The sequence below is a fragment of the Gallibacterium faecale genome, from assembly GCF_027920745.1.
Taxonomy (GTDB): Bacteria; Pseudomonadota; Gammaproteobacteria; order Enterobacterales; family Pasteurellaceae; genus Gallibacterium; species Gallibacterium faecale.
Map to the genome: position 1 here is coordinate 1 of NZ_JAQIBB010000034.1, position 14,819 is coordinate 14,819.

General features: G+C 37.6%; 11 protein-coding genes. 4 read left to right on the top strand and 7 right to left on the bottom strand.

The genetic code is table 11. The features are described 5' to 3' along the window. Nucleotides 1-275: 275 nt before the first annotated feature. Nucleotides 276-1,913, bottom strand: a complete 1,638-nt coding sequence (locus PF272_RS02160; protein ID WP_413789413.1) for an ABC transporter substrate-binding protein — start codon at nt 1,911-1,913, stop codon at nt 276-278. A 208-nt stretch (nt 1,914-2,121) separates the two neighbouring features. Between PF272_RS02160 and selD the strand changes: the two genes are divergently transcribed. Then, on the top strand, nt 2,122-3,207 hold the full coding sequence (gene selD / locus PF272_RS02165; protein ID WP_271141440.1) for a selenide, water dikinase SelD: 1,086 nt from the start codon (nt 2,122-2,124) through the stop codon (nt 3,205-3,207). A gap of 60 nt (nt 3,208-3,267) precedes the next feature. Here selD and thrS read toward each other — a convergent pair whose 3' ends face one another. Both thrS and folE read right to left on the bottom strand, forming a co-directional pair. Beyond that, entirely contained in the window at nt 3,268-5,199 is a 1,932-nt protein-coding gene (gene thrS / locus PF272_RS02170; RefSeq protein WP_271141441.1) for a threonine--tRNA ligase, read from the bottom strand. Between the two features lie 170 nt (nt 5,200-5,369). Next, the gene (folE, locus tag PF272_RS02175) at nt 5,370-6,026 is read right to left on the bottom strand and encodes a GTP cyclohydrolase I FolE (protein ID WP_065234229.1); all 657 of its coding nucleotides are present in this window, start codon (nt 6,024-6,026) and stop codon (nt 5,370-5,372) included. A 310-nt stretch (nt 6,027-6,336) separates the two neighbouring features. On the opposite strand from folE, the gene PF272_RS02180 reads away from it, so the two are divergent. Both PF272_RS02180 and rimI read left to right on the top strand, forming a co-directional pair. Beyond that, nucleotides 6,337-6,759 carry a DNA polymerase III subunit psi gene (locus PF272_RS02180; protein ID WP_271141442.1) on the top strand — a complete coding sequence of 141 codons (423 nt, stop codon included), beginning with the start codon at nt 6,337-6,339 and terminating at the stop codon, nt 6,757-6,759. Next, on the top strand, nt 6,749-7,195 hold the full coding sequence (gene rimI / locus PF272_RS02185) for a ribosomal protein S18-alanine N-acetyltransferase (protein WP_271141470.1): 447 nt from the start codon (nt 6,749-6,751) through the stop codon (nt 7,193-7,195). The genes PF272_RS02180 and rimI overlap by 11 nt, the downstream gene beginning before the upstream one ends. A 66-nt stretch (nt 7,196-7,261) precedes the next feature. Here rimI and ribD read toward each other — a convergent pair whose 3' ends face one another. Genes ribD through hrpA form a run of 3 tightly spaced genes read right to left on the bottom strand, consistent with a single transcriptional unit; the run spans nt 7,262 to nt 12,854 of the window. Then, nucleotides 7,262-8,389 carry a bifunctional diaminohydroxyphosphoribosylaminopyrimidine deaminase/5-amino-6-(5-phosphoribosylamino)uracil reductase RibD gene (ribD, locus tag PF272_RS02190; RefSeq protein WP_271141443.1) on the bottom strand — a complete coding sequence of 376 codons (1,128 nt, stop codon included), beginning with the start codon at nt 8,387-8,389 and terminating at the stop codon, nt 7,262-7,264. Nucleotide 8,390: 1 nt separating this feature from the next. Next, on the bottom strand, nt 8,391-8,852 hold the full coding sequence (nrdR, locus tag PF272_RS02195) for a transcriptional regulator NrdR (protein ID WP_065237489.1): 462 nt from the start codon (nt 8,850-8,852) through the stop codon (nt 8,391-8,393). A 57-nt stretch (nt 8,853-8,909) separates the two neighbouring features. Beyond that, nucleotides 8,910-12,854: an ATP-dependent RNA helicase HrpA gene (gene hrpA, locus PF272_RS02200; protein WP_271141444.1), complete on the bottom strand. Its 3,945-nt coding sequence runs from the start codon at nt 12,852-12,854 to the stop codon at nt 8,910-8,912. Between the two features lie 202 nt (nt 12,855-13,056). On the opposite strand from hrpA, the gene PF272_RS02205 reads away from it, so the two are divergent. Then, nucleotides 13,057-13,362, top strand: a complete 306-nt coding sequence (locus PF272_RS02205) for a c-type cytochrome (protein WP_271141445.1) — start codon at nt 13,057-13,059, stop codon at nt 13,360-13,362. Nucleotides 13,363-13,424: 62 nt separating this feature from the next. Here PF272_RS02205 and PF272_RS02210 read toward each other — a convergent pair whose 3' ends face one another. Further along, nucleotides 13,425-14,705: a porin gene (locus PF272_RS02210; protein WP_413789414.1), complete on the bottom strand. Its 1,281-nt coding sequence runs from the start codon at nt 14,703-14,705 to the stop codon at nt 13,425-13,427. Nucleotides 14,706-14,819 lie beyond the last annotated feature (114 nt).

Here is a 14,819-nt window from a genome sequence, read left to right on the forward strand (position 1 = left end):
TGTTTTTTTAATAAAGTAATCTTACCTCAAAATAAGCTAGTCAAAAATACTTCAGAAAAGGATACTATAGACTAAATTCTCATCAACTAACGATAATCAATCTAAATCTTTAAAATAAGTTCAGATACTGATTTATTGGAATAGTTAGCTATTATTTATACCTAAAATATGATGATCGGTTATCAATCTTACAATAATTATTCTGTAATCATTACTGCATAGACTAAATGAATTTTTCAAAAAAACGATGGACAAATTGTCCATCGTTTTAAATCTTAATGTTTAAGAATATAAACATCTTTTAAATAGTAGTTTTTCGCTGGATGATTAGCTGCAAAACCTTTCACCCAAGGTTTTACTAATCTTGGTTGAACATAATAATAGACATTAATTACTGCACTATCTTTCACTAAGATCTGTTCTGCTTTGGCATAAATCTCTACTCGTTCTTCATCTGTCTTAGCACGGAAAGAAGACGCAATCAATTCGTCATATTCTTTATTCTTATAGAAAGCACGGTTGTTGGCACTATTTGATAAGAAATAATTTAAGAAGGTTGTTGCTTCATTATAATCAGCACACCACCCAGCTCGTGCCATTTGTGAGTTACCTTGACGTCGAGTATCCAAATAGGTTTTCCACTCTTGATTATCTAATGTCACATCCACAACACCTTGAAGGTTTTTCTTCCAAATTGATTGTGCGGCAATCGCCAATTTTTTGTGATTATCCGAAGTGTTATATAACAACTTAAAATTCAGTGGATGCGATTTATCGTAGCCAGCCTCTTTTAATAATTTCAATGCTTCTTCACTGCGTTTCTTTTGATCCCAACTTGCCCATTCTGGATTTTTCATCTTTTCTGCACCATTAATAAACGGTGGTGTAAACAGATAAGCAGGTTTTTGTCCTTGTTGCAAAATCTTATCCGTCATAATATGGCGATCTAATGCAAGAGATAATGCTTTGCGTACCTTAGCATCATTAAAAGGTGGTTTAACGGTATTCATTTCATAGGTATAAGTACATAAGACTGGTGGGGTATAAATTTCATTCGGCATTTCTTTTTTCAATTTTGCGAACAATTCTATTGGTAATTCCTTCCCTGTCACATCCTCATCACCAGCGCGATAACGCGCGATATCAGTTGCTGCTGACTCAATTGGCAATAATGTCACTTTTGTTAATACCGTTTTTGCATTATCCCAATAATGCGTGTTTCTTTCTAAAATAGCTTTTTCATTGACTACCATCGAAACAAGTTTAAATGCACCATTCCCCACTAAATTACCCGGTTTTGTCCACGCATCACCAAATTGCTCAACGACCTTTTTATTAACTGGTGAAAGCACGTAATGCTCTACTAATTTATCAACATACGGCACAGCCTCTGTTAAATGTAATACCAATGTATGATCATCTTTAGCTTCCACACCTAAATCTTTAACTTGAGCTTTGCCTTCTAAAACCTTATCCGCATTTTCTAATTTCAAAAAATCTAAATAACTCGCATAAGGTGAAGCTGTGTTCGGATCGGCTAGACGCTGCCAGGCATACACAAAATCCTGTGCAGTAACAGGTTCACCATTTGACCATTCTGCTTCTGGACGAAGATGGAATGTCCAGGTCTTAAAATCATCGCTATGTTCCCAAGAAGTGGCTGCACCCGGCAAAATATGTCCTTTCTCATCTGAAGTCACTAATGTTTCAAAAATTTGTCTAGCAAAATAGCCCTCTACATCGCCCTCCATCTTTTGTGGATCTAACGTTGCTGGATTAGCACTAATATTCCAAACTAGCTCTTGTTTTTTCGCAAGATCCGCACCGGCGGGTACATTGGCTGCTGTTGCTACACCTGTCATTGTTAAACCTAATGCAGCAACAAGTAATGATTTTTTAAATAAGGTTTGCATAACCTATTCTCCTTCAGTCAATATCTTCTACCCGATGTAGAATTGCTCAATTAATAACTAAAATTTAACATTTTGTAAATAAAGCGATTACTTAAATCAGCTCATTTATCCATCTTTATTTTAAAAATGTGATCAAAATTGTTTTTTACGCAAGTTAAAGTGTTAAGCTATAGTAAAAATTCTTTAAGCTAAAACGGAGTGAATGCTTATGACAAATCACGCAAATAGCAATATTGATTTTGAAAATACAGTTGCAGATGTAATACGTTTAACCCAATACAGTCACGGCGCTGGCTGTGGATGTAAAATATCTCCTAAAGTTCTTGAATCTATCCTACATACCGAAATTGAAAAGTTTATCGATCCTCATCTTCTGGTTGGCAACGAAAGCAAAGATGATGCGGCTGTTTATGATATTGGTAATGGTATGGGGATTATTAGTACCACCGATTTTTTTATGCCGATCGTTGATGATCCGTTCACTTTTGGTCGAATTGCCGCTACAAATGCAATTAGCGACATCTTTGCCATGGGAGGAAAACCGATCATGGCAATAGCTATTTTAGGCTTTCCAATTAAACTTTTGCCGCCTGAAATTGCTAGACGTATCGTTGAAGGAGGGCGCCAAGCTTGTAAAGAAGCTGGAATTGCATTAGCAGGAGGGCACTCTATTGACTCACCTGAACCTATTTTTGGGCTTGCTGTAACAGGAATTATTCCAATTGAAAAAGTGAAAAAAAATAATTCTGCACAGGCAGGTTGTGAATTATATCTCACTAAACCTTTAGGTATTGGCGTTTTAACTACTGCCGAAAAGAAAGGCAAATTGAAACCAGAACATCAAGGTTTAGCCGCACAAGTGATGTGTCAAATGAATAAGATTGGTGCCCAATTCTCTGAACTTGATGGCGTTACGGCGATGACTGATGTGACCGGGTTCGGTTTATTAGGACATTTACTCGAAATGTGCGAGGGTTCAAATGTAGCGGCAGAGGTTGATTTTGCTAATATTACCACTCTTGATGGTGTGTATGATTATATTGAGAAAGGCTGTATTCCAGGTGGTACAGAGCGTAACTTTGATAGCTATGGTCATCATGTTAGCCCTCTTACCCCACAACAAAAAGCGGTACTTTGTGATCCACAAACCTCTGGTGGCTTACTCGTCGCAGTAAAACCAGAAGCCAGACAAGCGTTATTTGCTTTAGCAGAACAGGCGAATATTCATTTAATCCCTGTTGGGCGATTAATCGAAAAATCTACCGAAAACGATATATTAGTGACCGTTAAATAGAGGAAAACCACGCTATTACTAGCGTGGTTTTCTACATTATTATCTAGAAACTAATCTAGCTTACTCTTCACCAAGTAATTTCAACTCACGTCCTCTTACTTGTTTCTTCAAGATTTCAGTAAATTCTTCGACTGAGAAAGAACCTAAATCCTGACCTTTACGAGTACGTACCGCAATCTTACCTTCTGCGATTTCTTTATCCCCACATACCAACATATAAGGAACACGTTTTAAGGTATGTTCACGGATCTTAAAGCCAATTTTCTCATTGCGAAGCTCTGATTTAACACGTAATCCAGCATCAGAAAGAGTTTTCACCACGTTTTGCACATATTCCGCTTGTGAGTCAGTAATATTCATTACTACCGCTTGGGTTGGTGCTAACCATGCAGGGAAGAAACCAGCGTATTCTTCAGTAATAATTCCGATGAAACGCTCAATAGAACCAAGAATTGCTCGGTGAATCATCACTGGTGTTTTACGTTCGTTATCTTCTGCAACGTAAGACGCATTTAAACGACCTGGTAAAGCAAAATCTAACTGAATGGTACCGCATTGCCATTCACGTCCAATGCTGTCACGTAAAGCAAACTCAAGTTTCGGTCCATAGAATGCACCTTCACCCGGTTGTACTTGATACGCTAATCCATTATGTTCTAATGCTTTCGCTAGGTCTGCTTCCGCACGATCCCACATTTCATCAGAACCAATACGACTTTCCGGACGAGTTGAAAGTTTTACATAAATATCAGTAAAACCGAAAGTGCTATAAATGTCATAAACCATCTTGATACAAGAGGTTACTTCACTTTCAATTTGATCTTCAGTACAGAAAATATGAGCATCATCTTGAGTAAAGCCACGTACACGCATTAATCCATGTAATGATCCTGATGGTTCATTACGATGACATGAACCAAATTCCGCCATTCTTAATGGAAGATCACGATATGATTTTAAACCTTGGTTAAAAATTTGTACGTGTCCTGGGCAGTTCATTGGTTTAATTGCATATTCACGGTTTTCTGATGAAGTAGTGAACATTAAATCACCATAATTTTGCCAGTGACCTGTCTTTTCCCACAAAACACGATCCATCATAAATGGACCTTTTACTTCTTGGTAATCGTATTCTTTTAATTTAGCACGCACAAAAGTTTCTAATTCACGGAAAATCGTCCAACCGTCATTGTGCCAAAACACCATTCCCGGTGCTTCTTCTTGCATATGATAAAGATCTAATGCTTTACCAATTTTACGGTGGTCACGTTTTGCTGCTTCTTCAAGACGTTTTAAATACTCAGCAAGCTGTTTCTTATCCGCCCATGCAGTACCATAAATACGTTGCAACATCTTATTATTGCTATCACCACGCCAATAAGCTCCTGCCACTTTTTGTAATTTAAAGTGATGACAAAAACGCATATTGGGTACGTGTGGTCCACGACACATATCAATATATTCTTGGTGGTGATAAAGTGCTGGTGTTGCAGTTCTTTCAATGTTTTCTTCTAAGATTGCCATCTTATATGGCTCACCACGTTGCTCAAATACGTCATGTGCTTGCTGCCAAGACACAGGTTCTTTCACCACGTCATAATTGGTTTTCGCTAACTCGAGCATACGCTTTTCGATTTTTTCTAAATCTTCGGTCGTTAGCGATTGTTCTAAGTCAATGTCGTAATAGAAGCCATTTTCAATCGTTGGACCAATCGCCATTTTGGCATTTGGATAAAGTTGTTTTAAGGCATGACCAAGTAAGTGTGCACAAGAGTGGCGAATAATTTCTAAACCATCTTCATCTTTTGCTGTGATAATTTCTAACTTAGCATCTTCGCTAATCAGATCACAGGCATCTTTACGCACACCATTAACACGTCCAACGATACAGGCTTTTGCTAATCCAGCACCGATACTTTGTGCGACTTCAAGAACAGTTACAGGTTGATCGAATTGACGTTGAGAACCGTCAGGTAAAGTAATAATTGGCATAATAAAAATCCTTACAGTGGTTACCTATACGAGGGGTAACTTGTGATTAATTAAAAAAGTTTATTTTTAACAGACTCTGCAATGATAAACACCCACAATGTGTCTGTTTCATTGCGGGCGAAAGTATAGTACAGAATGCTTTAAATATGAATAAAATTTGAAAAATTAAACTATTTTGATATTAAAGCGAGGAATTCTTGTTTACGTTCACGATCTTGTTGGAATACGCCACCATACGCAGAGGTTACGGTAAAACTATTCGCATCACGAACACCACGGCATTTCACACAAAAATGGGTTGCTCTCACATAAACCGCCACATCTTCTGTTTCTAATAAGGTTTGAAATGCAACTAAAATTTGTTCCGTTAAACGCTCTTGCACTTGTGGACGTTGCGCTAAAAAATCGACCACACGATTAATTTTCGACAAACCAATCACCCAATCTTTTGGATAATAAGCCACTGATACTTTGCCGGCAAATGTAACAAAATGATGTTCACAGGTACTGGTTAAATTAATATCATTCACCAATACCATTTCACTGACATTCATTCGATTTTCAATACGAGTAATTTTAGGGAAATTATGGTAATCCAGACCACTGAAGATCTCATCAAGATACATTTTAGCTAAGCGTTTTGGCGTTTCTTCTAAACTATCATCACGCAGATCCAACCCTAAAATATTCATCACTTCACGCATATGTTGTTCAATTTTTTGGCGGCGTTCATCTTGTGTTCCAACACGTGCCACCATTGGCGTTTCTATGCCTTTCGCCGATAAAGCCGCTCTAACTTGCTGAGCTTCTAGTGAAATTGTGTTCATTAACCACTCCTTAATTTTCCGGCGAATATTCTAACAACGCTAATACATTTATGAAAGACTAAATAAACATTTACTGAAATAGATTCAATTTAAAAATAAATATCCCTTATATTTCTCAGGTAAATTTTCTGTTAATGATTATTTAGGCTTCTTTTTTAAGGAAAAATTGAAATACCCATTACGGAAAAAGATAAGCAAATACTAGATAGACTTACACCAAGCTAGATTTTCTTGAGTAAATCAAACTACGCCTACTTCTTTTTCTAGCAAGAAATGCTATGATTGGCGGCGGCAAAAAGGAGTATGTAAGATGAACCGACGAGAATTGTTACTACATGAAATGGGAATCACACTTTGGGAATTAACTCGCCCAGATGTGTTACAGGGCATAGGTAACATTCAACTTTCATCACAGATTCATACGCTATTACTCACCAATCAACCGCATTTACTGCAACAACCATTAGTACAAGATTTACTGCGTGCAGCAAATAGCACAACCAACAACACGTTGCTCACCCTTTCCAGTGATAAATTAGCTCGTGTTGAAAGCCAGCAGCCCCTACTAATTTTTTATACTGAAGATTGCCAAACAGCATTAGCGAATTCTCCTTTTGCAAAACCACCACACCAAGTCATCGCTTTGCCAAAACATCTACAATTAGACGCTGTACAAAAACGGCAAATTTGGCAACAGATTCAACAATATTTAATCCAGTATGATGAACATTGATATTCAACCGATCCAAGAAACTGATTTCGCTCAAATCTTCTCTATTGAAACTGCTGCCCATACAGTACCATGGAGTTTAGGGACGCTAAAAAATAATCAGGGAGAAAATTATCTTAATCTCAAACTTTTACAACGAGATCAGATTGTTGGTTTTTGTATTTGCCAAATGGTGCTTGATGAAGCTACCTTATTTAATATTGCGATTACGCCTCAATCACAAGGACAAGGGTTAGGTAAAACTTTATTGCAATCATTAATGGCACAGTTAAGAGAAAAAGGGATAAATACGCTTTGGTTAGAGGTACGTGAATCAAATAAAAAAGCCCAATGTTTATATCAAACACTCGGCTTTAATGAAGTTTCTCTACGCAAAAACTATTATCCTCTGCCTGATGGCGGACGTGAACACGCGATTATTATGGCGTGCTACCTCTAGTAGAAGACAATAACATAAATAATACGGCGTGATGATATAACACCGTATTATGTTGAAACCTAACAACTACAACTCTGACTGACGATAAACTAATTTAATATCTTCACCGATTTGTGTCATTTCAGCGAGTTTCCATAAGGGAGCATCCGCAAGATGATGTAAATTCGGCAAATGGCATAACCCTTTTGCCTGATCTCCTAATAACTTCGGCGCGATATATACAATCAGCTCATCTACAACCCCAGCTTCAATTAACTTACCCGCTAAAGTTGCTCCCGCTTCTACCCAAACAGAATTGATCTGCTGTTTGCCTAAAAAAGTAAATAGATCCGTTAAAAAATAGGGGCTTTCCGGTAATTGTTGCTGCTGACAAAACTCAGGATAACCTTGCATTTCTCTGGCTTGCGAACTCACTAACCAAATTGGCGTTGGTGTTGCAAATAGACGCCCTGTTGGTGATACCTTATGTTGTGAATCTAAAATAATACGTAGTGGTTGACGTAATTTTTCCTCTGGATAGATCGCTTGTATCTGTGGTTCTAATTGTGACCAACGCACCGTCAATGCGGCATCATCGATTATTACTGTTTTACTGGTTGATAAAATGGCAGACGCCATCGCACGATATTGCTGCACATCCTGTCTGGCTAACTCACCTGTAATCCACTGACTTTCACCATTTGCCATTGCAGTTCGCCCATCAATACTCATTGCCATTTTTAATTGTACATAAGGCAAACCAGTTCGCATTCTCTTTAAAAAACCACGATTTAATTGTTCAGCTTCCTTTTCTAACAACCCTACCGAGGTACTGATTCCTGCATCGGCTAACATTTTCAAACCACGACCAGCTACTTGCGGATTGGGATCCTGCATTGCTGCCACTACCCTCACCACACCTGCTTCAATTAATCCTTTAGCACAAGGTGGTGTCCGCCCATAATGAGAGCAAGGTTCTAAAGTCACATAAGCAGTCGCACCTTTTGCGTTTTCTCCTGCTTCACGCATTGCCATCACTTCTGCATGACCTTCCCCTGCTTTTGCATGATAACCTTGCCCAACAATTTTTCCATCTTTAACTAACACACAACCTACTGCTGGATTAGGGGTACAAGTAAAACGTCCTTTTTTGGCAAGTTCAATTGCCAATGCCATAAACTGCTGATCTTGTTCTGAAAAACCTACTGCTGACATCTTAATCGTTATCTCTCTCTTTTAATTTTTCAATTTCATCACTAAATTGTTTAATATCATCAAAACTTAAATAGACCGAAGCAAAACGAATATACGCTACTTTATCCATCTTCTTTAATTCATTCATCACTAAATTACCGACCAATTTACTCGGCACTTCTCTTTCCCCAGTTGCTTGTAATGCATGTTCAATGCGCATAATCGCATCTTCAATTTGTGCCTCACTCACTGGGCGTTTTTCTAACGCATGATAAATCCCAGTACGCAGTTTTTCTTCATTAAATGGCTCTCGATTACCATTATTTTTAATAATACGTGGAATAATTAATTCAGCCGATTCAAAAGTAGTAAAGCGCTCCTTGCATTGCAAACACTCACGACGGCGTCTTACTTGATAACCTTCAGCGACTAAACGGCTATCAATTACTTTAGTTTCTGGCGCTGCACAAAATGGACAATGCATAAATGCCTCCTTTACTTAATGGATATATTGATGATTACCTTAAAAGGTAATGGCGTTTTATCCCAACTCTTGTAATAAATTCAAAATCCGTTTATCTGAAATTGGGTAAGCGGTTCCTAATTGCTGTGCAAATAAGCTAACTCGCAATTCCTCAATCATATACCGAATTTCTAAAATTTCATCTGAAATTGGTTTTGATTTTGGCAATTTATTTAATAGCTGTTGATAGGCTTGCTGGACTTTTTCAATCCGTAGCATTGCCGCCCTGTCACGATTAACATCTTGTGCCACTTTATCTAGGCGTTTATCAATCGCTTGCAAGTAACGATATAAATCCGGCAAACGCTGATACCCTGTTTTTTCAACAAATCCTGGATAAATCAACTCTGCTAATTGTGCTTTGATATCTGATAAGGCAAACGCTAAATTGAAATCTAAACGCCCTTTCATACGTTTATTAATTTCAAATACTAAAGTTAAAATTTGTTCTATTTTTTGTGCAATCTCAACTGTAATTTCATTTAAATTTGCGCGCACAAAATCCCGTAGCTGTTCAAATTTTTCTTCTTCCCAAACAAATCCACCAAAATCAACAATTAACTTATCGACCGCACAAGCAATACAGTCATCAATCAGCTGTAATACTGTACCAAAAGGGGTGAAATATAATCCCAGTTTTGCTTTATTTGGCAATTTTTCATGTAAATATTTGATTGGCGACGGTACATTTAACAGCAATAAACGACGTAATCCTTGTTGCATCGCTCGTTGCTGTTCAAATTCAGTTTCAAATAGTTTAATACCAACTGATTCTTTCTCATCCACAATTGCAGGAAAAGCTTTAATGCTAAAACCTTGTTTCTTTTGCTCATAAAATTGCGGTAATTTATCAAAGTTCCAAATATGGATTCCTGTTTGTTCGATACCATCATCAGCAACTTCGGCAATACTTTGTTGAATACGATCTTTTAATGCGACTTTCAAAGCATCAAGATCGCTATCTTCAGCGATTTTACGTCCTTTTTCATCAATGACTCGGAAAGTCATTTTTAGATGTGTCGGTACTTGTTCCCAATTCCACTCTGACGGTTCAACCCAAACTCCAGTCATCTTTCTAAATTGTTCGCTCAAAGTTTCTACTAACGGTTTTGCAAAAGGTTCTGCTCGTCCTAAAAATGCTTCTGCATAATTTGGCGCGGGGACAAAATTTCGTCGTTGAGCTTTTGGCAACGATTTAATTAACGCAATCACCAACTCTTTACGTAAACCCGGAATTTGCCAATCAAACCCTTGTAACCCTACCTGATTTAACAGCGGTAATGGAATATGAACAGTTACCCCATCCGCATCACTACCCGGTTCAAATTGGTAAGTAAGTTTTAATTTTAAGTTACCTTGATGCCAATAATTTGGGAAATCTAAAGCACTAATATTAGCTTCTTCATTTAATAAGAAAGCCTTTTCAAAATTTAATAATTCAGGTTCTGTTTTTTGTGCTTGTTGCCACCATTTATCAAAATGGCGTTGTGAAATCACTTGTGCTGGAATACGTTGATCATAAAATTCAAATAGCGTTTGCTCACTCACCAGAATATCACGGCGGCGTGTTTTATGTTCCAGCTCCTCAACTTCCCGAATCAATTTCTGATTTTCAGAGAAAAATTTATGTTTAGTATGCCAATCCCCTTCAACTAAAGCTGAACGAATAAAAATTTCTCGGCAAGTAAGAGGATCAATTGGTCCATAATGGACAGTTCTGCCTTGAACAATCGGGACACCATAAAGTGTAACTTTTTCACTGGCTAATACCGCCCCCTGTTTTTTTGACCAATGTGGTTCGTGATAACTACGTTTTACTAAATGTTGTGCCAATGGTTCAATCCATTCAGCTTCAATACTGGCAACCATTCTTCCCCACAATTTACTTGTTTCTACAAGTTCCGCTGCCATACACCATTTAGGTTGTTTCTTAAATAAAACAGAAGCTGGGAAAATCGAGAAATGGGCATTTCTTGCCCCTAAATATTGCTGTTTTTCTGCTTCTTTATTACCAATATGAGAGAGTAAACCGGTTAGCAACGCCGTATGAATAGCAACATATTCCGCTGCTTCTGAATTAATAGCTAACCCCATTTCTCGTACAGTTAAACGTAATTGGTGATAAATATCTTGCCACTCTCGAATCCGTAAATAGTTGAGATAATCTTTTTGACATAGACGACGGAACTGATTACGTGACAGTGCTTTTTGTTGTGTTTGAATGTATTGCCATAAATTCACAAAAGCTAAGAAATCTGAATTTTTATCTGCAAAACGGCGATGTTTATCATCAGCAGATTGTTGTTTCTCTTGTGGACGTTCTCGTGGATCTTGAATTGACAACGCAGAAACAATCACCATTACCTCACGTAAACTTCCCATTTGTGCTGCACTCAACACCATTTTTCCTAAACGAGGATCGATTGGTAAATTAGCTAATTGTCTCCCACTTTCAGTTAATACCCGTTTTTTACCTGAACGAGTTTCAATCCATTTTAATGCCTGTAACTCTTCTAATAAACGTAATCCATCTTGGATTTGACGGCGATCTGGGGCATCTACAAATGGAAATGCCTCAATATCATCTAGCCCTAGTGCTGTCATTTGTAAAATTACTGAAGCAAGATTGGTTCGCAAAATTTCTGGATCGGTAAATTGTGGTCGATTATTGAAATCTTCCTCTGAATACAGACGTATACAAATCCCTTCACTCACACGTCCACAACGCCCTTTACGTTGATTCGCTGAGGCTTGTGAAATTGGCTCAATCGGTAAACGTTGTACTTTAGTACGATAGCTATAACGCGAAATTCTCGCCGTTCCCGGATCGATCACATATTTAATGCCCGGTACAGTTAATGAGGTTTCTGCTACATTTGTCGCTAAGATAATCCGATTTAAGCCACTTGGATGAAAAATACGATTTTGCTCTTGTGCCGATAAACGAGCATACAGTGGTAAAATTTCTGTATGACGTAATTCTCTTTTTTCTAGTGCTTCTGCTGTATCTCGGATTTCCCGTTCACCATTCATAAAAATTAAAATATCACCTCGACCTTCTGCTTGCAGTTCATCTACTGCATCAAAGATCGCTTGTAACTGATCCTGATCCTCGCTCTCTGCCACAGGGCGATAACGTACTTCAACAGGATAGGTTCTGCCCGATACTTCAATAATCGGCGCATGATCAAAATGGCGTGAAAAACGTTCAACATCAATCGTTGCTGAGGTAATCACCACTTTTAAGTCTGGGCGACGTGGTAATAACTGTTTTAAATACCCAAGAATAAAATCATTATTTAAACTGCGTTCATGGGCTTCATCAATAATTAACACTTCATATTGGTTTAGATAACGATCTGATTGGATTTCTGCTAATAAAATCCCATCCGTCATCAATTTGATTTGCGTTTCATCACCAACTTGATCATTAAAACGCACTTTGTAGCCAACTAAATCGCCTAATTCTGTTTGTAATTCCTCTGCAATTCGGGTAGCCACTGAACGAGCCGCAATTCGCCGCGGTTGTGTGTGACCAATTAAGCCTCGCTTTCCTAAACCTAACTCTAAACACATCTTCGGTAATTGCGTTGTTTTACCCGATCCGGTTTCTCCTGCAATCACGACAACTTGGTGTTCTCGAATAGCAGATAAAATCTGTTCTCGGCGTTGGCTAACTGGCAATTCTTCTGGATAAGTAATCGTTATAGTTCGTTGCTGGCGTTGTGATAATCGTTGTTTCGCTACCATTACTACTTGATTAAGCTCGGTTTGTAATGCTTCTTTTGCTTGTTGTGGTGTATTTTTAATCCGAGCCATTAGCGGATATTTTTCCATCAACATTACATCATTTAATTGCGATAACAATTCACGTTGCCACTCTGCTAACGGTTGTGAATGTCTTGCTGTTTTTTTATTGAAATGACGTATTTTTTTATTATTTGTTTTTTGTTGTTCTGACATAATTTTTTGGAAAATGAATAAAATAATTTGACTATTATACTGGTGTCACGTCTGGGAACAAGCCACAAGCCAATTCCCCTTTCTAAATCTATCTAAAATGGTCTTCTTTCTTTTTTGATTGACCCTTTAAATAAAATCTTTTATAAATTTGACCGTTTATTTTTTAATAACATATCAATAACTTTTTCTTTGTGGGGAAATCATGCAAAAACTATCACTAACACTATTTACCTTAGTATTAGCCACTGTCGCTAATGCTGAAACAACCTTAGAACATGGTGAAAATGTATTTAGCCAAAATTGTGCTATTTGTCATGGTCAGCAAGGTGAAAAATCTGCACTTAATCAATCAGCGATTATCAATAAACTAAGTGTTGATGAGATTGTAACCACATTAAAAAAACGTAAATCAGGTGAAATCGTTGGTCCGGGGAATACGGTTAAATCTCGTCTAAATGAAGATGATATGAAAGCGGTTGCTGAATATTTGCAAACCTTAAAAAACTAATGCTTCTATTAACAATAAAGGCTGAACAGAGTTCAGCCTTTTCATTCTCTAAATAATATTAATTAGAAGCGGTAATTTAAACCTAAGCCGTAAAGCGTTGCGGTTGATTTAGAATCAAATGTACCGCTTATCCCATTTTGTGATTCAGTAAAGGTAAGATTTTTACCTTTAATAAAGGCAAAACCTGCATCTACAGAAAGATTTGGTGTAAAGCGATAAGTTGCCCCTAAAGTGTACCAAGTACGATCGGTATCTGGGATTGAAATAGAATGGTAGCCTTTAGATACTGCACTTTCATCATGAGCTACACCCGCACGTAAGGTTAATTTATCATCCACATCATAGATAAAACCAAGTGCAATACGGGTAGTATCACTAAAGTTTTCATCTTTTTGAAATAATCCTTGTCCGCCACGATGTGCATATAATTCTTGGAAACGGCTCCATTCTGTACGTTTTACACTATAAGTAACGGCAAATTTTGGTAATACACGGTGATAACCTGCCACTTCCCAATACGCTGGTAAAGGTAATGTTAATGAACCATCCCCATTACCACCTTTAATATTTAATGCAGGCCATAAGGCTGTAGGAATATCAGTAGTATATTTTCCATCAAAATCAAGTGATACATGTGAATGATATGCTACACCAATACGGTTATTTTCATTAAATTCATATACCGCACCAACATTCCAACCATAACCCCAAACATCACCTTCTAACTTATGCCATAAAGTAGAATTATTTAAACCAAGTGCGGAAAATACAGGATTAGTTAGTGATACTGCCCCCAAACGACGTTCAACAACTGCATCTGCATATACCGCATTTAACCCTGCACCAATACTAAAATTATTAGTTATACGGTACGCTCCGCTTAAATTGAAATTTAACGTAGTTAAGTCGGTTTTACCTGCAAATGGTCCCGCATTGTAACCATTGTCAAATTCTGTTGCTAAACCATAATTAACGTTTACTCCACCACCCACAGAAAAACGATCATTAATTGGATAGACAGTATAAATGTAAGGAACTAATTCCTTAGTTGCAATGTTCTTATGCCCTGCGTCCACTGAACCAAATGTTCCTGTTAAATCAATATTCGGATTTACATAAATTCCACCAACAGAGATTTCTGGGCGTTTAAAGAAAGTCATCAACGCTGGATTAGAAGCAACCACTGAAGCATCATCTGCAATCGCAGCATCCCCAGCATAAGCACGGCCTAAACCAGAAGTTGAAGTTTCGTGTAGTTGGAATGCAGAAGCAAAAGCACCTTGCGATGCAACAGCCACTAAACTTGCAAGTAGAGTTTTGGAAAGTAAACGCATTTTAGTTATTCCTTGTAGTTATTAACAATGTTTTTTTAAAGTTCGCATATTAGGGAACTTTATTAATTAACTCAATACAATTTATGGCTATTTATACAGTGATTAGACCAGTACCTATGGTTT